This is a genomic window from Thermohalobaculum sediminis (assembly GCF_023487995.1).
GTDB lineage: Bacteria > Pseudomonadota > Alphaproteobacteria > Rhodobacterales > Rhodobacteraceae > Thermohalobaculum > Thermohalobaculum sediminis.
This window is the reverse complement of record NZ_JAMFKN010000003.1, coordinates 500,193-527,179: the sequence shown is the minus strand read 5'-3', so window position 1 is coordinate 527,179 and position 26,987 is coordinate 500,193. Positions and strand designations below refer to the sequence as shown.

The 26,987-nt window shown below is 69.7% G+C and carries 23 protein-coding genes and 1 pseudogene; 13 read left to right on the top strand and 11 right to left on the bottom strand.

Features of this window, described 5'->3' with window-relative positions; genetic code table 11:
* The 4 genes from M1105_RS09680 to M1105_RS09665 all read left to right on the top strand — a co-directional run bounded on the left by M1105_RS09680 (position 1) and on the right by M1105_RS09665 (position 3,663).
* Entirely contained in the window at positions 1-1,524 is a 1,524-nt protein-coding gene (locus tag M1105_RS09680) for a bifunctional aminoglycoside phosphotransferase/ATP-binding protein (protein ID WP_249580146.1), read from the top strand.
* Between the two features lie 19 nt (positions 1,525-1,543).
* Positions 1,544-1,963 carry an EVE domain-containing protein gene (locus M1105_RS09675; protein WP_249580145.1) on the top strand — a complete coding sequence of 140 codons (420 nt, stop codon included), beginning with the start codon at positions 1,544-1,546 and terminating at the stop codon, positions 1,961-1,963.
* 81 nt (positions 1,964-2,044) lie between these two features.
* A complete protein-coding gene (gene mbfA / locus M1105_RS09670; RefSeq protein WP_249580144.1) occupies positions 2,045-3,025 on the top strand; it encodes an iron exporter MbfA in 981 nt (326 codons plus the stop codon).
* Between the two features lie 5 nt (positions 3,026-3,030).
* Positions 3,031-3,663: a hypothetical protein gene (locus M1105_RS09665; protein WP_249580143.1), complete on the top strand. Its 633-nt coding sequence runs from the start codon at positions 3,031-3,033 to the stop codon at positions 3,661-3,663.
* A 237-nt stretch (positions 3,664-3,900) separates the two neighbouring features.
* Here the strand turns inward: M1105_RS09665 and M1105_RS09660 are convergent, their stop codons facing one another.
* The 9 genes from M1105_RS09660 to M1105_RS09620 all read right to left on the bottom strand — a co-directional run bounded on the left by M1105_RS09660 (position 3,901) and on the right by M1105_RS09620 (position 15,698).
* Entirely contained in the window at positions 3,901-4,392 is a 492-nt protein-coding gene (locus tag M1105_RS09660) for a RidA family protein (RefSeq protein ID WP_249580142.1), read from the bottom strand.
* Positions 4,393-4,645: 253 nt separating this feature from the next.
* The gene (locus tag M1105_RS09655; RefSeq protein ID WP_249580141.1) at positions 4,646-5,044 is read right to left on the bottom strand and encodes a VOC family protein; all 399 of its coding nucleotides are present in this window, start codon (positions 5,042-5,044) and stop codon (positions 4,646-4,648) included.
* 23 nt (positions 5,045-5,067) lie between these two features.
* Positions 5,068-6,060 carry a C45 family autoproteolytic acyltransferase/hydolase gene (locus M1105_RS09650; protein WP_249580140.1) on the bottom strand — a complete coding sequence of 331 codons (993 nt, stop codon included), beginning with the start codon at positions 6,058-6,060 and terminating at the stop codon, positions 5,068-5,070.
* Positions 6,061-6,064: 4 nt separating this feature from the next.
* A complete protein-coding gene (locus M1105_RS09645; protein ID WP_249580139.1) occupies positions 6,065-7,516 on the bottom strand; it encodes a biotin carboxylase in 1,452 nt (483 codons plus the stop codon).
* Positions 7,517-7,533: 17 nt separating this feature from the next.
* Complete coding sequence (locus tag M1105_RS09640) at positions 7,534-10,275, bottom strand: aminotransferase class I/II-fold pyridoxal phosphate-dependent enzyme (protein WP_249580138.1); 2,742 nt, start codon at positions 10,273-10,275, stop codon at positions 7,534-7,536.
* A 93-nt stretch (positions 10,276-10,368) separates the two neighbouring features.
* Positions 10,369-11,346: a carbon-nitrogen hydrolase family protein gene (locus M1105_RS09635; protein WP_249580137.1), complete on the bottom strand. Its 978-nt coding sequence runs from the start codon at positions 11,344-11,346 to the stop codon at positions 10,369-10,371.
* Positions 11,347-11,417: 71 nt separating this feature from the next.
* A complete protein-coding gene (locus tag M1105_RS09630) occupies positions 11,418-11,846 on the bottom strand; it encodes a universal stress protein (protein WP_249580136.1) in 429 nt (142 codons plus the stop codon).
* Positions 11,847-11,861: 15 nt separating this feature from the next.
* Positions 11,862-14,612, bottom strand: coding sequence for a TRAP transporter permease (locus tag M1105_RS09625; RefSeq protein ID WP_249580135.1), 2,751 nt, complete (start codon positions 14,610-14,612; stop codon positions 11,862-11,864).
* A gap of 123 nt (positions 14,613-14,735) precedes the next feature.
* Complete coding sequence (locus M1105_RS09620; protein ID WP_249580134.1) at positions 14,736-15,698, bottom strand: TAXI family TRAP transporter solute-binding subunit; 963 nt, start codon at positions 15,696-15,698, stop codon at positions 14,736-14,738.
* Between the two features lie 288 nt (positions 15,699-15,986).
* Here M1105_RS09620 and M1105_RS09615 point away from each other — a divergent pair, with 288 nt between their 5' ends.
* From M1105_RS09615 to M1105_RS09600, 4 genes are all read left to right on the top strand, one after another.
* A complete protein-coding gene (locus M1105_RS09615; RefSeq protein ID WP_249580133.1) occupies positions 15,987-16,994 on the top strand; it encodes a BMP family protein in 1,008 nt (335 codons plus the stop codon).
* Positions 16,995-17,142: 148 nt separating this feature from the next.
* The gene (locus M1105_RS09610) at positions 17,143-18,684 is read left to right on the top strand and encodes an ABC transporter ATP-binding protein (protein WP_249580132.1); all 1,542 of its coding nucleotides are present in this window, start codon (positions 17,143-17,145) and stop codon (positions 18,682-18,684) included.
* Complete coding sequence (locus tag M1105_RS09605; protein WP_406600614.1) at positions 18,684-19,739, top strand: ABC transporter permease; 1,056 nt, start codon at positions 18,684-18,686, stop codon at positions 19,737-19,739. Before M1105_RS09610 ends, M1105_RS09605 begins: the two co-directional genes overlap by 1 nt.
* Positions 19,739-20,680, top strand: coding sequence for an ABC transporter permease (locus tag M1105_RS09600; RefSeq protein WP_249580130.1), 942 nt, complete (start codon positions 19,739-19,741; stop codon positions 20,678-20,680). The genes M1105_RS09605 and M1105_RS09600 overlap by 1 nt, the downstream gene beginning before the upstream one ends.
* Here the strand turns inward: M1105_RS09600 and M1105_RS20950 are convergent.
* Complete coding sequence (locus tag M1105_RS20950) at positions 20,664-20,915, bottom strand: LysR substrate-binding domain-containing protein (RefSeq protein ID WP_406600613.1); 252 nt, start codon at positions 20,913-20,915, stop codon at positions 20,664-20,666. The two genes, M1105_RS09600 and M1105_RS20950, sit on opposite strands and share 17 nt — an antisense overlap.
* 124 nt (positions 20,916-21,039) lie before the next feature.
* A pseudogene (locus tag M1105_RS20945) lies at positions 21,040-21,573 on the bottom strand (LysR family transcriptional regulator); the annotation flags it as partial.
* 100 nt (positions 21,574-21,673) lie between these two features.
* Between M1105_RS20945 and M1105_RS09590 the strand changes: the two are divergent.
* The 5 genes from M1105_RS09590 to M1105_RS09570 all read left to right on the top strand — a co-directional run bounded on the left by M1105_RS09590 (position 21,674) and on the right by M1105_RS09570 (position 26,897).
* Entirely contained in the window at positions 21,674-21,961 is a 288-nt protein-coding gene (locus M1105_RS09590; protein WP_249580128.1) for a DUF1330 domain-containing protein, read from the top strand.
* A 76-nt stretch (positions 21,962-22,037) separates the two neighbouring features.
* Positions 22,038-23,345 carry an amidohydrolase family protein gene (locus tag M1105_RS09585; protein ID WP_249580127.1) on the top strand — a complete coding sequence of 436 codons (1,308 nt, stop codon included), beginning with the start codon at positions 22,038-22,040 and terminating at the stop codon, positions 23,343-23,345.
* 119 nt (positions 23,346-23,464) lie between these two features.
* Positions 23,465-25,570 (top strand): acetate--CoA ligase family protein, encoded by a 2,106-nt coding sequence (locus M1105_RS09580; RefSeq protein WP_249580126.1) that lies wholly within the window; start codon positions 23,465-23,467, stop codon positions 25,568-25,570.
* A gap of 59 nt (positions 25,571-25,629) precedes the next feature.
* Positions 25,630-26,412 carry an enoyl-CoA hydratase-related protein gene (locus M1105_RS09575; protein ID WP_249580125.1) on the top strand — a complete coding sequence of 261 codons (783 nt, stop codon included), beginning with the start codon at positions 25,630-25,632 and terminating at the stop codon, positions 26,410-26,412.
* A 2-nt stretch (positions 26,413-26,414) separates the two neighbouring features.
* The gene (locus M1105_RS09570) at positions 26,415-26,897 is read left to right on the top strand and encodes a thioesterase family protein (RefSeq protein ID WP_249580124.1); all 483 of its coding nucleotides are present in this window, start codon (positions 26,415-26,417) and stop codon (positions 26,895-26,897) included.
* Positions 26,898-26,987 lie beyond the last annotated feature (90 nt).

Genomic DNA, 26,987 nt, shown 5'->3' with positions numbered 1-26,987 from the left:
ATGGCCGGTGAGGGGGACAGCGCGGAGTTCGAGCGGTTCGCCGCATTCCTCGCCGACCCCGCCACCCATGGGGGCACCCGCCCCGAGCGGATCGACACCCACACCGCGGCCGTGTTCCTCGCCGGCGAGCGCGCCTTCAAGCTGCGCCGCCCGGTCGATTACGGCTTTCTCGATTACTCGACGCGGGCCCGCCGCCGCGCCTCGGCCCTGCGCGAGATCGCCGAGAATTCGCGCACCGCACCGGGGCTCTATCTCGGGCTCGCCGGGATCGGGGACGCGCCGCCGCGCCTGATCCCGCCGCCCGCGCCCGAAAGCGCCGAGCCCGTGGTGCTGATGCGCCGCTTCGACGCCGCGGGCCTCTTCGACCGCATGGCGGCCCAGGGGCGGCTCGACGCGGGGCTGATGCACGCGACGGGCAAGGCCGTGGCCGACATGCACCGCAGCGCCCCCGCCCGCCCCTGCCTGCGCCCGCTGCCCGAGCTTGCGCTGGCCGAGGTGAGCGCGATCGACCGCCTTGCGTCGGTCATCGGCGATGCCGCCGCCCCCGTCGCCCGGCTCCTGCGCGAGCATGGCCGGCGGCTCGCGCCCGCGGCCGCGGCCCGCCCGGCCCGGCGCTGCCATGGCGATCTGCACCTGCGCAACATCGTGCTGTGGCAGGGCCGCCCCGCGCCCTTCGACTGCATCGATTTCAACGACGAACTGACCGACATCGACCCGCTCTATGATCTGGCCTTCCTGATGATGGACCTCGATCATCGCGGGCGGCGCGATCTGGCCAGCGTCACCTTCAATGCCTGGGCCGAGCGGATGGCCGCGGACGGGGAGGGCGAGCAGGTCGCATATGGCGGGCTCGGCCTCTTGCCCCTCTACCGCGCCTGCCGCGCCGCGATCCGGGCGAAGGTGGCGGGACTGACCGTCGAGACCTGCGGCGGCGAGGGCGCGGCGGACGAAGCCCGGGCCTATGCCGAGCTGGCGCGCGGCTATCTGGAAGCGCCCCGCCGGCCACGGCTGATCGCGGTCGGGGGCCTCTCGGGCTCGGGCAAGTCGACGCTGGCGCGCGCGCTCGCAGGGCCCCTCGACGCCGTGGTGCTGCGCTCTGACGCGATCCGCAAGGCAATGTGGGGGGCGGAGGAGGCCGAGCGCCTGCCGAAAGACGCCTATGCGCCGGAAGTCTCGACCGAAGTCTACGCCACGATGGCCCGGCGCGCGCGCATGGCGCTGGCGGGGGGCGCCACGGTGATCCTCGACGCAGCCCATCTGCGCGAGGCCGAGCGCGAGGCGGTGGCGGCGTTGGCGGCCGAGGCGGGGGCGGCCTTCACCGGCCTCTGGCTCGACGCGCCGAAGGCCACGCTGACGGCGCGGGTCGAAGCGCGGGCGGGCGACGTGTCGGACGCCGATGCCCGCGTGGTGGCGATGCAGGCCGGCTACGACCTTGGCAAGATCTGCTGGACGCGGCTTGGGGCAGATGACGGCCCCGCCCGGGTGGCCGAGACGGCGCGCACCGCCATATCCCGGAACGATTGACCACATCAGGGAGCGATCCATGGCCTACTGGCTGTTCAAATCCGAACCCGGCACGTGGGGCTGGGACGATCAGCTCGCGAAGGGCGCCGCCGGCGAGCAGTGGGACGGCGTGCGCAACTACCAGGCGCGCAACAACATGAAGGCGATGAAGCTGGGTGACCTCGGCTTCTTCTACCACTCGGTGGACGAGAAACGCATCGTCGGCATCGTCGAGGTCTGCGCGCTCGCGCATCCCGACACCACCACCGACGATCCGCGCTGGGAATGCGTGGACATCCGGGCGGTCGCGCCGATGCCCCGGCCGGTCACGCTGGCCGAGATCAAGGCCGAGCCGCGTCTTTCGGACTTCGCGCTGGTGCGCCAGTCGCGCCTGTCGGTGGTGCCGGTCTCGGACGAGGAATGGCGCATCATCTGCGCGATGGGCGGGTATCAGGGCTGAGCGGCCCGAGCGACGCAGGGGGTTGCGCGCGGAGCCGCAACGGACAATTCTCGCTTAGAATTGTTCTAAACTCGGGTTCCGATGATTCTCACTCGCTTCACCAACCGCCGCCGCTTCTCGGAGCTGGGCGAGCGCGAGATTCTCGCGCTCGCGATCTCGGCCGAGGAGGACGATGCGCGCATCTACCGGCTCTACGCCGAGCGCCTGCGCGAAACCTTTCCCGCCTCGGCGACGATGTTCGAGGAGATGGCGGCCGAGGAAGACCGCCATCGCCAGCGCCTGATCGAGGTCTATCGCAAGCGCTTCGGCGAGGTGATCCTGCCGCTGAGGCGCGAGCACGTCTCGGGCTACTACACGCGCCGCCCGGTCTGGCTGGTCGAGAACCTCGGCGTCGAGCGGATGCGCGAGGAAGCCGGGAACATGGAGCGCGAGGCGCATGACTTCTACGTCGCCGCCGCCAAGCAGGCCACAGACGCCGAGACGCGCAAGCTGCTGGGCGACCTCGCCGCCGCCGAGGCCGGACACGAGCGCACGGCCGCCAGGCTCGAGGAGCGCCACGTCCCCGGCGAGGTGGCCGAGGAGGAGGGCCGCGCCGCGCATCGACAGTTCGTGCTGACCTATGTGCAGCCCGGGCTTGCGGGGTTGATGGACGGATCGGTCTCGACGCTCGCGCCGATCTTCGCCGCGGCCTTCGCGACCATGGACACGCATTCGACATTCCTCGTGGGGCTCGCAGCGTCGGTGGGGGCTGGCATCTCGATGGGCTTCACCGAGGCGGTGTCGGACGACGGCAAGATCTCGGGCCGCGGCTCGCCGGTGAAGCGCGGGATCGCTTGCGGGGTGATGACCACGGTCGGGGGGCTGGGCCACGCGCTGCCTTATCTTATCCCCGACTTCTGGACGGCCACGATCATCGCCATGATCGTCGTGGTGTTCGAGCTCTGGGCGATCGCCTGGATCCAGAATCGCTACATGGAGACACCCTTCCTTCGCGCGGCGTTTCAGGTGATCGTGGGCGGCTCGCTGGTGTTCGCCGCGGGCATCCTGATCGGCAGCGCATAGGGGCGATGATGCATTCACCCTTTTCCAGCTTCGCGGGCGAGCGGATCGCCGGCATTGGCCACAACCAGGGTCCGCCGATCGAGGCCGGGCGCAGGTTCCGCCGCCACGCCTGGACGGTGGCGCGCAAGGAGCTCTTGCCGAAACTGCCGCTCGAGATCATCCGCCGCCGGGTGGCACGGGCGCGCGAACTGGGGCTCGCCTATCCCGCCTATGCCTCGATCCTGCTCGGCTCGGGGCGCGACATCGTGGGGTTCCTGTTCACCTGCGAGGCGATCGGGCTGAGGCTTGCGCGCACCGTCGAGCTGCCGGATCGAACCGCCGCCAAGCTGCGGGATCTCGCGCGCTGCGAGCGGCTCCTGCTGGCCGAGCCGGACGGCGACCCCGAGGCGCTGCGCGCCGCCCTGACCGCCGAGGTGCGGCTGGGCTTCGCCGCGGCGGGGCGCGCGCCGATGCCGCGCGCGCCCCTGCCCGAGGGGCGCGCCGCGATCCGTGCTGTGCTCGATCCCTTGAAGCTGCCCTCGGACGCGGTGGTGATGATCGGCACCCGCGGCGCTGAACGGGCCTGGGCCGACGCCGCGCGGATGGCCAAGTTCCTGCCGGCCGAGAGCTATTTCGGGGCCGAGGCGGCGGCGCGCTGAAGGGCTCGGGCTGAGCTGGGTCCCGGGTCAAGCCCGGGACAGCGAGGGACGTGCGGTCCGCTCGCATCTCGCCTCGCAGCCCCGGCCTCCGAGCCGGGACCTCGCGGAGCGACGCGAGATCAGTGAGGCTCCGGATCAGGCCCGGGACAGCGGCGCTTCACCGCTTCGACCAGCACCTGTCACCGCAGCCCTGGCCTTCGAGCCGGTGCCCCGAAGATCGACCCGAGGCCGCCCCGGTCACCCGATCTCGAACACCGCCTCGACTTCGACCATGACGCCCAAGGGCAGCGAGGACGAGCCCACGGCCGAGCGGGCGTGCTCGCCCGCCTCGCCGAACACCGCTTTCATCAGGTCCGAGGCGCCGTTCACCACCACCGGCTGCTGCGTGAAGCTGGCATCACAGTTCACGAAGCCCACGAGCTTGACCACCCGCCGGATGCGGTCGAGATCGCCCGTCGCTGCCTTTGCCTGCGCGAGCAGGTTGAGCCCGCACTGCCGGGCCGCTGCCTGCGCCGCCGCAAGCCGCGAGCCCTCGGCCGGCGCGCCCTGCGCGTGGTCGGCGGCCGTCAGCGTGCCGGTGGGCAGGGGATCGATGCCGAACGGGACCTGCCCCGACATGAACAGGAGGTTCCCGGTCTGGACGTAAGGCACATAGGACGCCACGGGCTTGGCCGGTGCGGGCAGCGTCAGCCCCATCTCCGCGAGGCGCGTCTCGATCCTGCCGGTCATCTCATCTCCTCCCTCGGCTGTTCGGCCCGCCCTGATTGCCCCGGCGGGCAGGGGGTGTGCAACGGAAATCGGGGGGCGAGTGCGTACGGCGGCGCTTGCCGCTGCCCCGGGGTCGCGCCCCGGGGCCTCGGGGGCCTTCGTGAAGGAGGCCCCGGCTCGAGGGCCGGGGAAGCGCGGGACTGCGGCGCCGGCAGAGGATCGCGAGACCCCGGGGCGCGAGCCCGGGGATCAGGAGAAATTCACGGGGCTCGCGTCAAAGCCCCCAGATCCGCGGCTCGGCGAGCTCGACCGAATTGCCGGCGGGATCGCGGAAATAGATCGAGCGCCCGCCCTGCGGCCACTGGAAGTCGCTCTCGATCCCGACCCCCGCGGCCTCGAGCCGATCGCGCCAGCGGCCGATCTCGGCAAGGCTCGCGGCAAAGCAGACATGGCCCGGACCCTCGGGTCCGTGCGGCGGCACGGGCAGGGCGCCCGGTGCGGGCGGCTGCCGGGTCGCCTCGGGCCGGAAGATCAGCAGCACGGCCCCCTCGACGCGGAAGAACACGTGGCGGCCCGGAACCTCGGAGAAGCGCTCGAGCCCCAGCACCGTCTCGTAGAAGGCGGCGGTCTCGGCGAGGTTCGCGGCGTAGATCGCGGTCTCGAGGATGCGCATGGGTCCAACTCTCCGTTCCGCGGTCAGGCGGCCTCGGGATAGGCGACGGCGCGCGCGCCCTCGACCGGGCCGTCGAGCGGCAGTCGCCACGAGGTGCCGGGCCAGTGCAGCGCCATCTCCCGCCCGGCCACTTGATAGACCGCCGTGTAGAGCGTGCCGAATCCCGCGCCATAGGCGAGCGAGTAGAGCGGCGGCTTGAGGAAGGCCGCGATGAACTTCTCGGCCGGCTCGACATGCAGCGTCAGGCGGTGCAGCAGGAAGCGCTCGCGCTCGACGGTCGCGGTGAAGCGGGCATGGCTCGACCACTCGACCCGCTCCTGATGGTTGGTCGCGACCGCCGCATGGGTGATCGTGGTGCCCCGGTCGGGCGAGAGGAAGGCGGTCAGATAGCGCCGCTCGGCATCCACGACGGTCACGTTGTAGCTCATGTGGGTGGGCAGCCGCGCGAGCGCGCGGCCCGCTTCCTCGGCCGTCTCGCAGGTCTGGAGCACGTAGCGCAGGATCAGCGGCACGCCGAATCCGGTCCCCACCACGCGCCGCCCGCCGAAGGTGAGTGAGACCGCGAGCCCCGCATCGTTCATCCCGTCCACCAGCCCGAACATGCCGTCCGAGGTGCCGATCACCCGCCGCCCCTGCCAGTCCGTGCGCAGCACCACGGCGTCGAAGGCATGGGGATTGTAGTCGTAGTTGCGCACCAGCATCGGCTCGGGCCCCGGCCAGATCGCCTGTGAGCAGCCCGAGAGATAGGGCGGCGGGCACCAGAAGCTGAGAAAGCGTGCCTCCGTGTCGCCACCGCCCGCGCGCTCGGCCATCTCGTCGTAGAGACCCAGGATCTCGGGCATGTGGGTGGCAATGGCGGTGCGGCTCGCGAGATAGGTGGGCCGCGCCTTCACGCCCTCGCGCGTCCACCAGGCGCGATAGCCCGGCCAGTGCGCCCGGAACTGCGCGGCCCATGCGTCATGAGGGCCGCCATCGCGGCGGCCCCCGTCGTCGATCGCGCGAAACAGCAGCTCCATCGCCTCAGAGGATCTTGAAGGCCGGGTCGGTCAGCGCCGCGGCTGACGGCAGCGGGCGGGCCGAGAAGGCCTGCTTGATGCCGTGGATCCACTTCTGCGCGCGGTCGGTCAGCTTGAAGTTGTTGGTCATCGACCGGCCCCGCGTGACGAGGATGCCGAGATCGGCGCCCTCGTAGCGGTAATCGCCGGGCTTGAGGATGCGCAGGAAGAACGCCTCGCGCTCCGACTCGACCGCGCGGCGGTGATAGTCGAAGCGGTCGAACACCACGCGGCCGTCGTCGAGCATGCGGTAGATGCCGCTCTCGGGCGCGCCGGTCAGGATGTCCACGCTGTCGTCGGTGTGCTTGATGACCATCTGCGACCAGGAATCGATCATGTCGGGGTCGGCCCAGCGGGCGTTCAGCTCCTCGACATCGAGATCGAAGTCCTTGCCCGAGAATTCGAGCAGATGGAAGAGGAACAAGGGCGCGTCCGCATGGGCGAAGGCCGCGTGGTTGGTCATCGAGCTTGCGCCCGTGATGCGCGGGTTCAGCTCGCCCAGCCACAGATCGCCCGTCTTCTTGTCGATCAGGAAGTCGAGCTCGAAGTAGCCGCGATAGCCTTCCTTCTTGAGCTGCTCGCCGAACTTGAAGGTGAGATCCCGGGCCTGCTGGCGGACCTTGGGGGCGAAGGCGGTCGGGAAGATCTCGTTGCCGCACCAGCCGCCGCGATAGGGGGTGAGCTCCTTGAAGCCCACGAGCTCGGTCATCAGCGGGCCCACGATCGTGCCCTTCTTGGTGGCGCAAGCCTCGATCGCCGAGCCGCGGCAGTCGATGCGCTTCATGATCTTGATCTCGCCCTGGCCCACGATCTCGTGCTCGTGGCGGCGGAAATCGGCTTCGGACTTGATGAAGAAGGTGGTGTGGCCGCTGTCCCCGAAGGCCGATTGCAGCACGAGGTCGTGGCCGAGCCCGGCCTTCTCGCAGACCGTCTGGAGGTGCTTGTAGTCCTTCACCTCCGACAGCGTGTTCGGCACCGAAGGCACGCCGGCCTTGTTGCCGATGCGCACGGTCTCGATCTTGTTGTCGCATTTCTCGCGCAGCTTGGCCTTGGGGAACCAGACCTCGGCGCCAAGCTCCTTGGCCAGCTTCTCGGTCGTCTGGTCGAACATCAGGAACACGAATTTCGGCTTGCCGCCACGGCGCTTGAGAAAGTCGATCACCTGCTTGTGGCTGAGCAGGTAGTTGTTGATATCCTCGATCGACTGGAACTCGTCATGCGGCATCTCGGGCGGCACGAAGACGTTGGGATGGCGGCCGTCATAGCAGTCTAGATAGTTGATATACTTGAAGTTCTTCACCCATTCGTCGAGCCCGAGCAGGTTGAAGTTGGTGGCCGAGACGAAATAGATCGGCTCCTCGTTGCGGTGGAAGTAGCGGCGGATCTCGGAGATGTTCTTGAGCGTCTTCTTCGGCATGTGTCCCTCCCTGTCGTTCATTCCGCCGCGCGCGGCATGGCCTTGGATGCATGGCGCGAGAGCGCCTCGTCGGTGAACACGCGCAGGCCCAGATCCGGCCGGTAGCCGTGGATCTCGTTGACGTCTAGCGCGCGCATGAAGGCGAGGATCTCCTCGCTGATGACCTGCCCCGGCACCAGGATCGGGAACCCCGGCGGGTAGGGGATGATGAAGCTTGCCGAGACCACCTCGCGGTGCCGGATCTCCTCGGACAGCGCGCCGTGCAGGTCGATGTAGTCGCAGTTCGCCTCGTCATAGGCGAGGAAGAAGGCCGAGCGCATGTCGCCCTCGGGCGTGCCGCTGTTGTCGCGGGCGCGGAACGCGGTGTGGAAGCGGCTGAAGTCCGGCAGTGGCGGCAGGTCCACCGTGAGGCTTTTGACGCGGTTCTCGAAGCTCAGCCGCTCCATCCGCGAGGCGTCGTCGAGCAGGTCGTCGAGCTCTCGCGCGATGCCCACCAGTACCTCGATGAGGTAGGCGACCGACGAGCGCGTCGTGCCGATGTTCGTCATGAACAGCACGGTGTTGCGCGAGGTCTTGTTGATCTGGATCCCGTACTTGTCCATCAGGATCCGGGTCTTGAAGGTGTCGCCGTCCCAGCCGGTGCCGCCGACCGCCAGTGTCACTCGCGTGGCGTCGAGCACGAACTCGTCGCGCGCCCACGACTCCCAGATGTCCGCCCAGCCCTGGTCGGGGTCGTAGTAGGAACTGACGCCGCTCTCGCGGTAGCGCTCGGGGATCATGTCGCCGGCGGTCAGGACCTTGAAGTATTTCTTCAGCAGCGGGTGGGTCGCGATCGCACGCCGCATCGACATCGCCGCCTCGACCTGGCGCTGGACGAATTCGAAGCCTTCGAGCTCGACCTGCCGGCGGCCCACGTCGAGCGAGGCGATGATCTGGTAGTTGGGCGAGGTCGAGGTGTGGGTCATGTAGGCCTCATGGAAGGCCTGCTCGACCTCGCCCTTGAAGTCCTGATCGTTGACATGGATCATCGAGCCCTGCCTCAGCGCCGTCAGCGTCTTGTGGGTCGATTGCGTGGTGTAGACCCGCACCCGCGCGTCGGGCGGCGGGATAAGCCGGGCCTTGAGAAGCGCCTCGTCGTCCGCGTCCTGGAGCTTGGCCTGCTGTTTTTCCCACGCGATGCGATGCTCGGGGCTGCGCAGCCGCTCGCGCAGGACATTGGCGGCATTCATCCCGGTGCGCTGGCGGTAGGTGGGGCCGAAGCGCGCGAAGGCGAACCACGCCTCGTCCCACAGGAACACGAGGTCGGGCTTGATGGCGAGGCATTCCTCCATCACCCGCTCGACGTTGTAGACGATGCCGTCGAAGGTGCAGTTCGTCAGCAGCAGCATCCGCACCCGGTCGAGCTTGCCCGCGGCCTTGAGCGTCAGCAGCATGTGCTTGATCTCGCGCAGCGGCACCGCGCCGTACATCGACCAGGCATCGAGCGGATAGCTGTCGAGATAGACCACCTCGGCCCCGGCCAGCACCATGCCGTAATGGTGCGACTTGTGGCAGTCGCGGTCGACCAGCACGATGTCGCCGGGCCGAACCAGCGCCTGCACGACGATCTTGTTGCAGGTCGAGGTGCCGTTCGTGGCGAAGAAGGTCTGCTTGGAGCCGAAGGCCCGGGCCGCCTTCTCCTGCGCCTCCTTGATCGGTCCGTGGGGCTCGAGCAGGCTGTCGAGCCCGCCGGAGGTGGCCGAGGTCTCGGCGAGGAAGATGTTCGAGCCGTAGAACGCGCCCATGTCCTGGATCCAGTGCGAGCGCGAGATCGACTTGCCGCGGCTGATCGGCATGGCGTGGAAGACGCCGGTGGGCTGCTTGGAATACTCCTTCAGCGCGGTGAAGAAGGGTGTCCTGTAGCGGGTGCTGATGCCGCGCAGGATGTTGAGGTGGAGTTCGAGGAAGTCCTCTTGGTTGTAGAACACCCGCCGGCAGCCGCCGAGGTCGCGCCCGGCGATCTCCTCGACCGAGCGGTCGGTCACCAGATACGCGTCGAGCTCGGGCCGCACCTTGGCGATGAGGCGACAAAGCTCGGGCCCGTAGTCCTCGGGCGAGAGGGTATCGACGTCCTCCTCGCCCACGCGGTTGAGGTAGCGCGTGAGGATCGGCAGCGTATTCTCGGACTTGAGCGTAAGACCGGGTCGGACCACCACGGCCTGGATGTTGTGGTTGAACAGGATCGCGATCAGCGCGTCCTCGAGGCTGGGAACCACGACGGATTCGTAGATGAAGGCGTCCTCGGGACGGCGCATCCGCTCGAGGCTGTGGCGCAGGAAGCGGTCCTGCGCCTCGGTCAGGTCATCGACGATCAGCACCTCGAAATAGGGGCGCGAGAGGGCGCGGGCCTCGATCGGCTGGGTCTGCTCGTCCTCGACCTCCTCGATGTCGGCGTCCTCGCGCGCCAGCGTGATGCGCCGGCGGCGATAGGCGCCCGAGGTGAGCGCCCGCGCGACCCGGCGCACCGAGAAGGCGAGGTCCTCGTCGTTGCCATGCTCGAACTGGCGGCGCAGGAAGTCGAAGGCCGAGGAACCGGGGAACGCCCAGTAGGTCTCGATCGGCGCGAGCTGGTCGAAGACGGCGCCGATCTTCTTCGCCAGCCCCGCCGCGCCGCGGGCCGAGCGGCCGGTGCGGGCGAGTTCCGAGGTCAGCTGCCGCAGCGCGCTCCAGCGGTCGAAGCGCAGTTGCACCGCGCTGTAATAGTCGCTGATTGCCGTCATCGGGCCGTCCTCCCTGCCAGTGCGGCGCGATCGCCGCTGTCCTGCCGCCACGGGAGGGGCCGGGCCCGGCGGCGTCGCCGGGCCACGGGCCGCTCAGCCCGAGGCGATGCGTCCGGTCAGCGGGGGCGCATGGTCGCCCCCCGCGTCCTTGTCGAAATCGGCGCGCCGCAGCTCCGGCGCCGGGCGCGGGTCGGCGCGGCGCAGCCCCGCGCGGCTGCCCTTGCCGGGCATCTCGAGCGGGCCCAGACCGTGCAGATAGGCGTCCGCCCCGCTCTCGCGGTCATAGACGGTGAACTCGGCCTCGCGGTCGCGGAAGCTTTTCAGCACCTGGCCCAGACCCCGCATCCCGGTCTCGCGCTGGCGCCGCACGAGGTCGAGGTCGATCTCGATCGGGAACATGTCCTCCTGCCCGGCCGACTGGTGCAGCACGGTGGCCGAGGGGTCCACGACCAGCGAACGCCCGACGCCGCCGGCGCCGAGGCCGTTCACGTCGATCACGTAGCACTGGAACTGCGCGGCGGTGGCGCGGGCGATCGCGAGTTCGGCGTCGCGGTCGGTGGTGCCGGTCAGCACGGGGTGCAGCAGCACCTCGACACCCTGGCTGGTGAGCTGGCGCGTGGTCTCGGGGAACCAGATGTCGTAGCAGATCGATAGCCCGAAGCGGCCGACACCGGGCACGTCGAACAGGCAGAACTCGGTCCCCGCCTCGACCTCGGTCTCGTAGGGCCGGAAGGGGAACATCTTGCGGTATTTGGCGACGATCTCGCCCTCGGGGTTGATGACGACCGAGGTGTTGTAGATCCGCCCGTCGGGCGTCTTCTCGAACATCGAGCCGGGGATCAGCCAGACGCCGTGGCGGCGCGCATCGACGCAGAACTGGTCGAGCACGGCGTTGGGGAAGGGCTGGGCGAAGCGCGGCAGCGGCCCGAACGGCGCAAGCTCCGAGAACAGCACCATCTGCGTCCACGGGAATCGCGCCATCAGGATGTCGAGCCGGTGGCGCATCCCTTCCACGTTGTCGTGGAGGGCTGCGACATGCATCTGCACGCCGGCGATGGCGAAGGGGGTCATTTGGCGGGTGCCTCCGGAACTGCCAGGACTCGGGCTCCCTTCATATACCCTTTGCTGCGCCGCACCAGAGCCTATCCCCGGACCACCAGAACCGAGACCGGCGCGCGGTGCACGATCCGGTCGGCATGGCTGCCGATCAGCAGGGTTCGCAACTCGGACGGCGGATGCGAGGCCATCACGATGAGCGAGGCCTGGGTCGCCTCGGCCGCGCGAAGGATCTCGCGGTCGATGTCGCCATGGCCGACATGTGCCTTCCACGCGACGTCGCCCGGCACATGGGCGGTCCCGAAGGCGGTTAGCTCTTCATGCGCCTTGGCCAGCGCCTTCTTCTCGAAGTCCGCCGGGAAGTAGTCCTGCACCATGGTCATGCCGAAATCCGGCACGATGGCCAGCAGGTGCAGCACCGCGCCGCGCAGGCGGGCCTGCGAGACCGCCTCGGGCAGCGCGTGGGTCCACGAGGCGTCGTGGTTGAGATCGACGGCGAGCAGGATGTCGGGCATCTGCGTGGCCTCCCTTCAGGCGGTCGCGGCGCGGGTCGCCACGCCGTTCGCCGCGCGCCGGCGCTGGAGCATCACGACGCCCCCCAGCAGCAGAAGCGCGGGGATGAACATCAGGTACTTGCTGGGCTGGTCGGCCGGGCGCAGGACGCGAAGCACCTCCTGATCCCAGTCGAGGCCGGCATCGGCCGCGGGGCTGCCGAAGGCCACGTCGTCGAGGAACATCTTGCCGTCGCGCTCGGCCACCGTGATCCCTGCGGCGGCGAGGCGCTCCTCGCCCGTCGCCTCGTTGCCGATGGGCACGAGGGCCACGAACTCGATGGGATCGCCCAGGTCGTTCACGCCGGCCACGCGCAGCCGCAGCTTCTCGCCCGATGGCGTGTTGGCGGCGGCCTCGACGATCGCAGCGGGCTCGCGCTCGATGTAGGGGGCGGAGACCATGTCCATCCAGAAGCCGGGGCGGAACAGCGTGAAGGCGACCAGCAGCAGCGCCGCCGACTCCCAGACCCGGTTGCGCGCGATGAACCAGCCCTGCGTGGCCGCCGCGAACAGCAGCATCGCAACGGTCGCGATCACGAAGATGAACACGCCATGCGCAAGGTCCACGTTGATCAGCAGTAGGTCGGTGTTGAAGATGAACAGGAACGGCAGCGCCGCCGTGCGCAGCGAGTAGAAGAACGCCACCACGCCGGTGCGGATCGGGTCGCCCCCCGACACCGCGGCCGCGGCGAAAGAGGCGAGGCCAACGGGCGGCGTCACGTCGGCCATGATGCCGAAGTAGAACACGAACAGATGCACCGCGATCAGCGGCACGATCAGCCCGTTCTGCTGGCCCAGCGTGACGATCACGGGCGCGAGCAGCGCCGAGACGACGATGTAGTTCGCGGTCGTCGGCAGCCCCATGCCCAGGATCAGGCTGAGGATCGCGGTCAGCAGCAGGATCGCCATGAGGTTGCCGCCCGAGAGCACCTCGACCACGTCAGCGAGCGCCGAGCCGACGCCCGTCTGGCTGACCGCGCCCACGATGATGCCTGCGGTTGCTGTGGCGATGCCGATGCCGATCATGTTGCGCGCGCCGGCGACGAGGCCGTCGATCAGGTCCCTCAGGCCTGCGCCGATCTCGGCCGCGAGATCCCCCGCGCGCCCGGTCATCAGTGCGGCGAGCGGCCGTTGCGTGAGCAGAATGAAGATCATGAAGGCAGACGCCCAGAAGGCCGAAAGGCCGGGCGAGAGGCGGTCCACCATCAGCGCCCAGACCAGCACGACCACTGGCAGGATAAAGTGCAGCCCCGACTTCACCGTCGGCCCCGGCAGCGGCAGCTTCGCCCCCGGCTTGTCGAGGTCGGCCATCTCGGGCGTGGGATGCCGGGTCGAGAGCCACAGCAGGCCCAGATAGACCGCGGTGAGCAGGCCGAACACCACATAGCCCGCCGAGGCGCCGAAGGCGGGCCGGATCCAGCCCATGCCGTAATAGACGCCGAAGCTCAGCGCGCAGATAACGATGATGCCGAAGGCCATGCCGATCAGGCGCTGGACGATGGGCTTCGGCTCGTAGGCACGCTCCATGCCCTGCATGCCGGCCTTCATCGCCTCGAGGTGCACGATGTAGACCAGTGCGATGTAGGAGATCGTCGCCGGCAGGAAGGCGTGCTTGACCACGTCGAAATAGGGGATGCCGACATACTCGACCATGAGGAAGGCGGCGGCGCCCATCACCGGCGGCATGATCTGGCCGTTGACAGAACTTGCCACCTCGACCGCGCCCGCCTTCTCGGACGAGAATCCGACCTTCTTCATCAGCGGGATGGTGAAGGTGCCGGTGGTCACCACGTTCGCGATCGACGAGCCCGAGATGAGGCCGGTCATCGCGGACGACACCACAGCCGCCTTGGCCGGGCCGCCCCGCAGGTGGCCCATCAGCGAGAAAGCCACCTGGATGAAGTAGTTGCCGGCGCCCGCCTTGTCCAAAAGCGAGCCGAACAGCACGAACAGGAATACGAACGAGGTCGACACGCCCAGCGCGATACCGAACACGCCCTCGGTCGTGATCCACTGGTGGTTGATCACCTCGGACAGCGAGTTGCCCTTGTGCGCGATGATCGACGGCATGTGCGGCCCGAGGAAGGTGTAGGCCAGAAACAGCGTCGCCACGATCATGAGGGCAGGGCCCAGCGACCGGCGCGTGGCCTCGAGCAGGATGATCAGGCCAATCATGCCGGCCACGAAGTCCTGCGTGATCGGCGCGCCGACGCGGTCCGAGATCTCGCGGTAGAAGACGAAAAGATAAAGCGCGGTCGCGGCCCCGGCGAGCGCGAGCGCCCATTCCCACGGCGCCACATGGTCGCGCGGCGAGCCGAGCGCGATAGCAGCGAGCGACACCGCCACGATCGCCAGGATCGTGACGGTCGAAATGCTGCCCTCGGCGCCGTAGGCGAACAGCAGGCCCAGCACGACCGGCACGCCGAGGCCGAGCGCCATCTGCACCGGCGTGCGCGTCGCCGGATAGGCCGCGAAGGCGAGGAACAGCGCGAAGGCGAGGTGGATCGAGCGCGCCTCGGTGTCGTTGAACACGCCCCAGTTGACCATGAACGGCAGGGGCGAGGCGAACCAGAGCTGGAACAGCGACCAGGCGAGCGCGGTGAGGAGGATGAGCGTCCCCACCGCGCCCCCCGGCGTGCGCGCGCCGGTGTCTGCCGCGGCGACCAGCTCGTCGAGCTCGGCCTGGCTCAGGCCCTCGCGTCCGGTTGCGGGCGTCTGCTGATCGGTCATGGCTCAGGCCCTCCGGGAGGACCCGCATGGCGGGGCATCGTCGCGCCGCAAGCGGGCCGGGCGGATGCGATGGGGAGCGCCCCGCCCGGCATCGGACGGGCGGGGCATGTCAGGTGGCACGGATTACTGGACCCAGCCGCGCTCCTTGTAGTAGCGCTCGGCGCCCGGATGCAGCGGCGCCGACAGGCCGGCGGAGACCATCTCCTCCTCCTTCAATATCTCGAAGGCGGGGTGGAGCTTCTTGAACCGGTCGAAGTTGTCGAACACCGCCTTCACGACCTGATAGACCGTCTCGTCGTCGACCGAGGCCGACGACACGAAGGTCGCCCGCACGCCGAAGGTCGCCGTGTCGCTGTCGGTGCCGGTGTACATGCCGCCCGGGACGGTTGCCCAGGAATAGAACGGGTTCTCGTTCACCAGCTTCTCGATCGCCGGGCCATCCACCGCGACGAGGTTCGACTCGCAGGACGTGGTGGCTTCCTGGATCGAGCCGTTGGGATGGCCGACCGTGTAGATGATCGCGTCCACCTTGTTGTCGCAAAGCGCCTGCGCCTGCTCGGCGGGCTTAAGCTCGGATGCGAGCGCGAAGTCGGCCATCGTCCAGCCCTTGGCCGCGAGCACGACCTCCATCGTCGCGAGCTGCCCCGAGCCGGGATTGCCGACATTCACGCGCTTGCCCTTCAGGTCGTCGAAGGTCTTGATGTTGGCGTCCTTGCGCGCGATCACCGTGAACGGCTCGGGATGTACCGAGAACACGGCGCGCAGGTCGCTGAACGCGCCGCCCTCCTCGAACTTCGACGAGCCGTTGTAGGCATGGAACTGCCAGTCGGACTGGGCTACGCCCATGTCCATGTCGCCCGCACGGATCGAGTTGATGTTGGCGATCGACCCGCCGGTCGAGGGCGCGGTGCATTTCAGGTTGTGCTCGGCCGTGCCGCGGTTCACCAGCCGGCAGATCGACTGGCCGACGACGAAGTAGACGCCGGTCTGTCCGCCCGTCCCGATGGTGATGAACTTCTCCTCCGCCTGCGCAGCCGCGCCGAGGCCAAGTGCGAGTGCCGCCGCAAGCATCGTGACATGTTTCATCGTGATCTCCCCATCATTTCGATTATGAGATTTTCTTGCTTGATGCAGAACGCTTCATTCTGAACACGACTTTCACGGCGAGTCCATCCGGCTTCGCCCGACTTTGTCACGGCCCCGTCGTGCTGGCCTGAGACCTCCTCGGCACCGGCCGCAGGTCGCGGGCCGAGGGAGGCCCGCGCCTCGATTGACCCGCTGGCGTGATCTGGCATGATGCCTGATCTTTCCCGCCCGGGCGCCCTTCGACCGGCGCGCCTCCCGCAACGACGACAAGCATGCGAGCACGACGACATGATCAGGAAGGCAGCAACTCTCACCCGCCGCGCTGTTCTCGCGGCGGCTGCGGTCGCGCTGGCCGCGCCTCTGGCGACCGGCACCGCCGAAGCGCAGAAGGCAAAGCCCATCAAGGTGGCCGCGATCTACACCGTCCCCGTCGAGCAGCAGTGGGTGAGCCGCATCCACAAGGCGCTGAAGACGGCCGAGGCGCGCGGCGACGTGACCTACACCTGGTCCGAAAACACCGCCAACACTGACTACGAGCGCGTGATGCGCGAATACGCCGAAGCAGGCATGGACCTCGTGGTCGGCGAGGTGTTCGGCGTCGAGCGCGCCGCGCGCAACGTGGCCGCCGAATACCCCGAGACCGCCTTCCTGATGGGCTCGTCCTTCGGCCCTGCGCAGCCCAATTTCGCAGTCTTCGACAACTGGATCCACGAGCCGAGCTACCTGACCGGGATCATCGCCGGCATGTCCACCAAGTCGAACGTGATCGGCATGGTCGGCGGCTATGCGATCCCCGAGGTCAACCGGCTGATGAACGCCTTCATGGAAGGGGCGCTGTCGGTCAACCCGGACGTGAAGTTCCTCGTGACCTTCATCAACTCGTGGTACGACCCTCCCAAGGCCAAGGAAGCGGCCTTCGCAATGATCGATAAGGGCGCCGACATCATGTATGCCGAGCGCTTCGGTGTCTCGGACGCGGCCAAGGAGCGCGGCGTCAAGGCCATCGGCAACGTGATCGACACCTCGGCGGATTATGCGGGCACGATCCTCGCCTCGGCGCTCTGGCACATGGAGCCCACCATCGACCGGGCCATCAAGGCGGTGACGGAAGGGACCTTCGAGCCTGCCGACTACGGCCAGTATTCCTTCATGGCATATGGCGGCGGCAGCTTCGTCGCGGATCCCGCGCTGGTCTCGCCCGAGGCCCTCGAGGCGGCAAAGGCCAAGGAGGCCGAGATCCTCGGCGGGCTGTTCCGCGTCAACGTCAACGACGCCGAGCCCAAGTCGACGATGTGAGCGGAAGTCGCGCGGGCCCCCGTGCGCGCCGGCGCCGCGGGTCCCGGCCCCCGAGCCGGGACCATCTTCTCGCTTGCCGGCCCTGAGGTGGCCCCGGGTCTTCGCCCGGGGCGCACGGCCCGCGCGTCGCGCCCTTGACGGACATCCCATGACCGATCGCCCCCCCGTTCTCGTGCTCGACGGCATCACCAAGCGGTTCGGTCCGCTGGTGGCGAATGACTGCATCGAGCTCACGCTCGCGCCGGGCGAGATCGTGGCGCTCCTGGGCGAGAACGGCGCGGGCAAGACGACGCTGATGAACATCCTGTTCGGCCACTACACCGCCGATGCCGGCCGCGTGCGGGTGGCCGACGGCGCGGGGGGGCTCAGCGATCTCGAGCCCGGCTCGCCGGGTGCGGCGCTCGCAGCGGGGATCGGCATGGTCCACCAGCACTTCACGCTGGCCGAGAACCTCACCGGCCTCGAGAACATCGTGCTCGGCACCGAGCCGGTCCTGCGCGTCTGGGGCGGGCGCGCCGAGGCGCGCGCCAAGGCCGCGCGACTGATGCGCGAGTCCGGGCTCGAGGTCGATCTCGACGCCCGGATCGACCAGCTCACGGTGGGCGAGCGACAGCGGGTCGAGATCCTCAAGGCGCTCTACCGCGACGTGCGGGTGCTGGTGCTGGACGAGCCGACGGCGGTGTTGACGCCGCAGGAGGCCGAGGGGCTGTTCGCTGTGCTGCGGCTGCTGGCGGCGAAGGGCCTCGCGGTGGTGTTCATCTCGCACAAGCTGGGCGAGGTGCTGGCGGTCTCGCACCGGATTGCCGTGTTGCGTGCGGGGCGCAAGGTGGGCGAGCTGGAAACGGCGAAGGCCGACCGCCGCGCCATTGCCGACCTGATGGTGGGCCGCGAGGTGGCGGCTTCGCGGCGCTCGCCGCTCGAGCCCGGCGCGCCGGTGCTGGAACTCGACGGCGTGGACGTGGCGGGTAAGGACGCGCGCCGCTCGCTGCACGGCGCGAGCCTTCTGGTGCGGGCGCGCGAGATCGTCGGCATCGCCGGCGTCTCGGGCAACGGCCAGGCGGCGCTGGCTGCGCTGATCGCGGGGCTCGCGGCGCCGGACGGGGGCCGGATGCGGCTCAATGGCCGGCCGGTCGCGCGCCACGACTCGCGCGCCTTCGTCGAGGCGGGCGTCGCGCGCGTGCCCGAGGACCGCCACCACGACGGCGTGGTGGGCGCGATGAGCGTGGCCGAGAACGTCGCGATCGAGGACATCCGCGCGAAGGGCTTCCAGCACTGGGGCTTCATCGACTTCGCCGCGATCCGCTCGCGCGCCGAAGCCGCGATCCGGGACTATGACGTGCGCTGTCCCGGCCCAGACGCGCCGGCGCGGCTCCTGTCGGGCGGCAACATCCAGAAGCTGATCCTCGCCCGCGTGCTGGAACGCGACCCTCGGCTGATCCTCGCGAACCAGCCGACGCGCGGCCTCGACGTGGGCGCGCAAGCCGAGGTGCACCGCCGGCTGCTGGCGGCGCGCGAGCGCGGCGCCGGGGTGGTGCTGATCTCGGAGGATCTGGACGAGCTGTTCGCGCTCTCGGACAGGATCGTGGTGATCCATGCCGGGCGGCTCGCCGAGGCCGGGCCGCCGGAGGCGCTCGACCGCGGCACGGTCGGGCTGATGATGGCGGGCCATGGGCGGGAGGACGCGGCATGATCCGGCTCGAGGCGCGCCAATCCGTGCCGGGCTGGCTCAGGCTTGCCGCGACAGCAGGCGCGGGCGTGGCTGCGCTGGTGCTGGTGGCGATCCCGATCGCGGCGGCGGGCGTCGGCGTGCTCGATGCCTATGCGCTGATGGCGAAGGGCGCCTTCGGCTCGGTTTTCGCGGCATCCGAGACGCTGACGCGGGCGACGCCGCTGATCCTGACGGGGCTGGCGGCGGCGGTCGCCTTCCGCGCGAAGCTCTGGAACATCGGGGGGGAGGGGCAGCTTTACGCGGGGGCGCTGGCGGCCGTGGCGGTGGGGTCCGGTGCGATCTCGGCCCCTGCCGCGGTGATGGTGCCGATGGTGCTGGTGGCGGGAGCGCTGGCCGGGGCGCTGCTGATGATCGGCCCCGCGCTCATGAAGCTCAGGTTCGGCGCGGACGAGGTGGTGACGACGCTGCTGCTGAACTTCGTCGTGCTCCTGTTCGTGCAGATGATGCTCGAAGGCCCGATGAAGGACCCGATGGGGCTGGGCTGGCCGCAGTCGATGCCCGTGACGGACGAGGCGAGCCTGCCCAGGCTGATGGCGCGCACGCGACTGCATGCCGGGCTCATCATCGGCCTCGTTCTGGCGGTCGCCGTGGCGATCCTCATGCGGCGCACGGTCTGGGGTTTCGAGATCCGCGCGGTGGGCGAGAACGCGGCCGCGGCGCGCTATGCCGGCGTGCCGGTGACGGCGACGATGGTGCGGGTCGCACTGATTTCGGGCGCGCTGGCGGGGCTCGCGGGCGTGGGCGAGGTGGCGGGGCTGAAGGGGTATCTGACCTCGGACCTCTCGCCCGGCTTCGGCTATGCGGGGATCGTGGTGGCGATGCTGGCGGGGCTTTCGCCGCTGGGGGTGATCGCGGCCGCCATCTTCATCGCGGGCGTATTTGTCGGCGCCGATTCCATGAGCCGGGCGACGGGGGTGTCGAACTACCTCGCCGATCTGGTGGTCGCGACCTCGCTCCTATGCGTGCTGGTGGGGGGCTTCCTCACCCGCTTCCGCATCCGGCTGGGGAGGGGGTGATGGAGGTCCTCGACATCCTTCTCACCGTCAATTTCTGGGCGGCGTCGGTCAGGATCGCGACGCCCATGATCTTCGGCGTGCTTGGCGCGCTGGTCTGCGAGCGGGCGGGGGTGCTGAACCTCGGGATCGAGGGGATCTTCACCGCGGGCGCCATGGCGGGGTGGATGGCGGTCTGGGCGGGTGCGGATCTCTGGACCGGGGTCGCGGTCGCCGCGGCGGCGGGGGGGCTGTTCGGCCTGATCCACGCCATTCTGACCGTGCCGCTGGGGCTCTCGCAGCACGTCTCGGGCATCGGCGTGACGCTGCTTGCGTCGAGCCTGAGCTATTTCATCTACCGCACCGCGCTGCCCGACGTGACCACGCCGCCGCGGATCGCGCCGTTCCGTCCCGTCGATATCCCGGTGCTGTCGGACCTGCCGTTCATTGGCCCCGTTCTGTTCCAGCAGACGCCGCTTACGCTGCTGGCCTTCGTACTGGTGGGCGTGGTGGCCTTCGTGCTCTACCGCACGCCGCTGGGCCTCGCGATCCGGGCGGTGGGCGACAACCCCGCTTCGGTCGAGGCGCAGGGGCTGTCGGTCCATGCGCTGCGGATGGGGGCCGTCGTCGCGGGCTCGGGCCTGATGGCGATGGGGGGCGCGTTCCTCACCATGTCGGCCTTCGACGCCTTCTTCTTCGGCATGGTCAACGGGCGGGGCTGGATCTGCATCGCGCTGACGGTGTTCGCGTCGTGGCGGCCTGGCAAGGCGCTGCTTGGCGCGCTGCTGTTCGGGGCCTTCGATGCCTTCCAGGTGCGGCTCCAGACCGAAGTTGGGGCGTTTCTGCCCAGCCAGGTGTTCCTGATGCTGCCTTATCTTCTGTCGATCGCGGCGCTGGTCGCGGTGGCGCGCAAGGCCGACTACCCGCGCGCCATGCTGACGCCGTGGTTCAAGGGGCAGCGGTGAAGCTCTCGCCGGTGTAAAGCGCCGCGCGAGCCCGGATCGCCTCGCCCACGAAGGCCATGCAGGCACGCACGCGCGGCACTCGGCGCAGCGAGGGGTGGGTGACCACCCAGATGTCCAGATAGGGAATGGGCTCGATCCCCGGCAGGCGGATAAGGTCCGCGTCGCTGTCGCCGAGGAAGCAGGGCAAAAAGCCCACGCCCGCCCCTGCCCGCACCGCGGCGTGAAGCGCCACCATGTCGTCGAAGCGCATCGCCACCCGCGAACGCGGGTGAAGCGCCCTCAATGCCTCTGGCACCCCGTCCTCCCATCACTGGGAAGGCGAGGCAGTCGAGCCCGGTCTCGGCCCCCGGCGCCTCGATGGCGGCGCGATGCGCGTCGAGATAGCCGCGCGCGAGGTAGAAGGCGCGGCGCTGGCCACTGGCGCGCCGGCCGACCAGGGTGTCCTCGGGCGCGTTCGAGACCCGGATCGCCACGTCCGCCTCGCGCCGGTGCAGGTTGAGCGGCACGTTGCTGGCGTTGACCGTCAATTCGACGCCGGGGTGTCGGGCGCCATAGGCGGCAAACACCCCCGCCAGATGCACGGCGATCAGAAGCTGCGGCGCGGTCACCGTCAGCGGCCCCGCCAGCGCCCGGTCGCGCCCGGCAAGGTCCTGGGCGAGCCCGAGCATCTCGGCCTCGGCCCGCCGGGCGGTTTCCAGCGCCCGCTCGCCCGCCGCCGTGGGCACGATGCCGCGCGGCAGCCGGTCGAACAGCCGCACGCCCAGCCGCGCCTCGAGCCCCGCGATGCGGCGCGAGACGGTGGCGTGGTTGACGCCGAGCGCCCGCGCCGCGCCGCTGAAGCCTCCCTCCCGCGCGGCGGCGAGAACGAAGCGCAGATCGTCCCAGTCGGTCATCTGTGCAGATATGCACGGCAGCCGTGCGCCTTCCATCAATTTTCCACAAGGCCGCGATCCGCTAGGCAAGGCGCCATCCAGACCCCCGAAGGAGAACAGAATGAGCGTCCATGTCATCGCCCAGATCCATGTCACAGACCGCGAGGCGCTGGCGGCCTATCGCGCTGAGGCCGGCGCGGCCCTTGCCAGGCACGGTGGCAGCGTCGTCGCGGGCGGCCCTGTGGCCGACATCCTCGAGGCTGCGAACGACGCGCCGACCGTGGCGGCCCTGCTCGCCTTCCCCTCGGTCGAGGCGGCGCGGGCATGGCGCGAGGACGCCGAGCTTGCGGCGGTGCACGAGTTGCGCAACCGCGCCGGAGCCTCGACGATCTTCGTCATCCCCGGCTGACACCCCCTTGCCCCCATCGGGTTTTTTTGCACACCTTGCCGGGGCCTGCCCCCCCGGTCCGATGCGGAGAGCCCCGATGAGCTTCGACCTGATCGTGCGCAACGCAACCCTGCCCGATGGCCGCACCGGGCAGGACATCGCCTGCACCGCCGGCCGGATCGCCGCCATCGAGCCACGGATCGAGGCGCAGGCGGCGCGCGAGATCGAGGCGGGCGGGCAGCTTGTCTCGCCCCCCTTCGTCGATTGCCATTTCCACATGGACGCGACGCTCTCGCTGGGGCTGCCGCGGATGAATGTGTCGGGCACGCTGCTTGAAGGCATCGCGCTATGGGGCGAGTTGAAGCCGCTGCTGACGCACGAGGCGGTGATCGAGCGGGCGCTGCGCTACTGCGATCTCGCGGTCTCGCAGGGTCTGCTCGCGATCCGCAGCCATGTCGATATCTGCGACGACCGGCTGCTGGCGGTCGAGGCGCTGAAGGAGGTGCAGGCGAAGGTCCGACCCTACCTCGACCTGCAACTGGTGGCCTTCCCGCAGGACGGCTATTACCGCTCGCCCACGGCGGCCGCGAACCTTGCCCGCGCGCTCGACATGGGCGTCGAGGTGGTGGGCGGCATCCCGCATTTCGAGCGCACCATGGCGGATGGGGCGGCCAGCGTGCGGGCGCTCTGCGAGATCGCGGCCGAGCGGGGCCTGTTGGTCGACATGCATTGCGACGAGACCGACGACCCCCTTTCGCGCCACGTCGAGACGCTGGCCTTCGAGACGCAGCGGCTGGGGCTGCAGGGGCGGGTGGCGGGGTCGCACCTGACCTCGATGCACTCGATGGACAACTACTATGTCTCGAAGCTGATGCCGCTGATGGTCGAGGCGGGGGTGGCCGCCATTGCCAACCCGCTGATCAACATCTGCATCCAGGGCCGGCACGACAGCTATCCCAAGCGGCGCGGCATGACGCGGGTGGCGGAACTGCGCGACATGGGCATCCCGGTGGCCTTCGGGCACGACTGCGTGATGGACCCCTGGTATTCGCTGGGGCAGGCGGACATGCTGGAAGTGGCCTCGATGGCGGTGCATGTGGGGCATCTCACCTCGCGCGAGGCGATGCGGGCTTCGTTCGAGGCGGTCACCACCGTGCCCGCGGCGATCCTGGGGCTGGCGGATTACGGCCTCGCGCCCGGCTGCCATTCCGACATGGTGATCCTGCAGGCGGCCGACCCCATCGAGGCGATCCGCATGAAGCCGGTGCGCCTTGCCGTCATCCGCCGCGGACGCGTGATCGCCGAGACCATGCCGAAGGTCACGGCGCTGAGGCTCGACGGCCGGCCCGACATGGTGGACCCCGCCGCCTATGCCCCGCGAGAAGGCGCTGCCACCCCGTCCTGAGCCCCTTGGCGCGGCCGCGACCGAGGTCCAAACGCGGCAGGTCGCGGCCGTTTTCGGCGCGTCAGCCCGCGTGACCCACGCTAGCATCGCCCCAGTTCCCATCGCCGGAGCCTGCCCGAATGACCGCCGACCACCCGCTGAGGCCGCTGTTCAATCCCCGCTCGATCGCCTTCGTCGGCGGCTCGAATCTCAAGCCCGCGCTGCGCTATCACCGCGACCAGGGGTTTGCGGGCCGCACCTATGTGGTGAATGCGAAGAACGAAAGCCTCGGCGGCTATGCCTGCACGCCATCGATCGAGGCGCTGCCAGAGGCCCCGGATCTCGCCTTCGTCGCCATCCGGCGCGAGGCGGCGATCGAGGCCATCGCGGCGCTTCGGGCGCGCGGCTGCCGGGCGGTGGTGTGCAACGCCGCGGGCTTTGCCGAACTGGGCGAGGTCGGGGCGGCCCTGCAGGCGGCCTATCTCGACGCCGTGGGCGATATGGCGGCGCTTGGTCCCAATTCCATCGGTCTTGCGAACTTCGCCGACCCCATGGCCGCGATGATGGACCATTTCGGCGTGGCACATGTCGAGCGCGGGGTGGCGGTGGTGAGCCAGGGCGGGGGCCTGCTCTGCGACGTGGTGTTCGCCGACCGGGGCCTGCGGGTCACGCATCTGGTAGGCTGCGGCAACCAGGCCAGGACGACGGTGGCCGACTGCCTCGACTACGTGCTGGACGACCCGCGCGTCACGGCGGTGGGCCTGACCTTCGAGGGGCTGCCCGAGACCGCGACGCTGAGGCGCGCGGCGGTGAAGGCTCTGCGCCTCGGCAAGCCCATCGTCGCCTTCAAGCTGGGCCGCAGCGAGGCGGGCGCGCGGGCCTCCGCGTCGCACACCGCCTCGATGACCGGCGCGGGGGCGGCGTGGGACGCGCTCTTCGACCGGCTGGGGATTGTGACGGCGAACTCGGAATCGACCTTCATCGAGACGTTGAAGCTGTTCGACTCCGGCCAGGTTCCAAAGGGCCGGCGGGTGATGGTGACGGCCGCCTCGGGCATGATGGGGATCATGCTGGCCGACCATCTGGCGGCCGCGGGCTTCGAGATGCCGCAACCCGGCCCCGCCGTTGCCGCGCGCCTGCGCGAGCACCTGCCGGGGATCGCGACCCCCGGCAATCCGCAGGACATCACGATGGCCGCGTGGAACGATCTCGAGCGGCAGCGGGCGATCTACTCGACCCTGCTCGAGGAGGATTACGACGTCGCCATGCTGCTGCAGAACTACCCGCGCGAGGGGATGTGGGACATCACCGAATACGCCGCCCAGGTCGATGCCATCGCCGCCGCCTGCCGCGGGCGCGACGTGGCGGGGATGCAGGTGGCGCCGCTCGCGGACTGCTTCCCGGCCCATGCCCGCGCGCAGACCGAAAGCCACGGGCTTGCGGCGATGCAGGGGCTCGAGGAGTGCATGGCGGCGCTGAATGCGGGCGTGACATGGCGCGAGCGGCATGCGGCGCTGATGGCCGAGGGGCCGGACGCGCTGGCGGCATCCGCCGCCGCCGTCCCGCCCGCGCCGGTGCGGCTCGACGAGGCCGAGGCCAAGGCGCTGATCGCAAGCGCGGGCGTGCCGGTGCCGGCCTCGCGCGTCACCACGCCCGAGGGGGCGGGGCGGGCGGCAGCGGCGCTGGGCTTCCCGGTGGCGGTGAAGGCGCTCGACGCGCGCCTCCTGCACAAGACCGAAGCCGGTGCGGTGCGGCTCGGCCTGCGCTCCGAGGCCGAGGTCGAGGCGGCGGTCGCGGCCATGCGCCTCGACATGGCGCGGCTTGCGCCCGAGGTGCCGCTGACCCGGGTGCTGGTCGAGCGCATGGCTGGCGAGGTGGTGGCCGAGGTCATGGCCTCGGTCAGCATTGATCCGGTGATCGGCCCCCTGATGATGATCGCGGGCGGCGGCGTCGAGGCGGAACTGTGGGGCGACACGACCCTGATCGCCTTCCCCGTCACGCGGCCCGAGGTCGAGCGCGCGCTCGACCGGCTCAAGGTCGCGAAGCGCATCGCAGGCTGGCGCGGCCGGCCCGCCGGCGACCGCTCGGCGCTGGTCGAGGCGCTGATGGCGCTCGCGCGCTTTGCGGAAGCCGAGGCCGGGCGGCTGGCCGAGGTCGAGATCAACCCGATCCTGGTGGGCCGCGAGGGGGTGCTGGCGGTCGATGCGGTCATGTCGCTCGCCCGCGCCGAGGCCGCGGTCGCCTGACCCCTTGCCCCGCCACGTGCGCCCTTGGCAGAACGGGGCCGAGACAGAGGAGACAACCCATGACCGGACCCGTCAGGCGCGCCCGCCGAGGCCGCGTGCTCGAGATCACGCTCGACCGCCCTAAGGCCAACGCCATCGACGCCGCCACCAGCCGCGCGATGGGCGAGGCGTTCCGCGAGCTTGCCGAGGATGACGGCCTCTCGGTCGCCATCGTCACCGGGGGCGGTGAGCGGTTCTTCTCGGCCGGCTGGGATCTGAAGGCCGCGGCGGCGGGCGAGGGGCCGGATGCCGATCAGGGCATCGGCGGCTTCGCCGGGCTCACCGAATACTGGGGCCTGAAGAAGCCGGTGATCGCCGCCGTCAACGGGATGGCGCTGGGCGGTGGCTTCGAGCTCGCGCTCGCCGCGGACCTCATCGTCGCGGCCGAACACGCCGAATTCGGCTTGCCCGAGCCCGGCCTCGGCATCGTCGCGGATTCGGGCGGCATGATCCGCTTGCCGCGCCGCATGCCGCGCGCCATCGCGATGGAGATGATGTTCACGTGCCGGCGCGTGGGGGCGGCCGAGCTTTCCCGCTGGGGCCTGATCAACGAGGTGGTGCCGGGCGAGCGCCTGATGGACGCCGCGCGCGCGCTGGCCGACCGGGTGGCGGCCTCGGCGCCGCTGTCGCTCATGGCGACCAAGGAGGTGGTGGCCGCGACCGAGGGGCTGGGGGTCGAGGAGGCTTACCGCGTCATGCGCGGCGGCCTGCCCATCTACTCGCGGGTGTATGCCTCCGAGGACGCGGCCGAAGGCATGGCCGCCTTCGCCGAGCGCCGCGCGCCGGTCTGGAAGGGGCGCTGAGAATGGCCGGGCCGCTCCGCCTCTACGAGACCCGCGTCAAGCCCGAGTGGATCGACGAGTTCGAGCACGTCAACGTCGCCCACTACATCACCATCTGCGACCAGGGCACATGGGGCTTCTGGAACCTGATGAACGGCGGGCGCGACATGGCGGCGCGCGGCGGGCACGAGTACGTCGTTCTGGAAACGCATGTCCACTACATCTCGGAACTGCCGCTGGACGCGCCGATCCATGTGACCACGCAGCTTGTGGCGCATGACGACAAGCGCGCGGTGATTTTCCATCGGGTCTGGCGCGACGATGCCGATGGCCCCGTGCTGTCGGCCACCAACGAGGTGAAGCTCATCGCCTTCGACCTTGGCGCCCGGCGGATCGAGCGCTTCGCACCCGAAGTCAAGGCGCGGCTGGACGCGCTTGCAGCCGAGTTGGCGGACCTGCCGGCCCCCGAGCAGGCGGGGCAGGGCATCGCGCTGGCCCGGCGCTGACAGTCCGACCGGAGATGACGGCGCGACGCAAGTCGAGCCACCGGCCTTAACCAATCGTTCAGCATGACCCCCTAGGTGAACGAAAGGGCG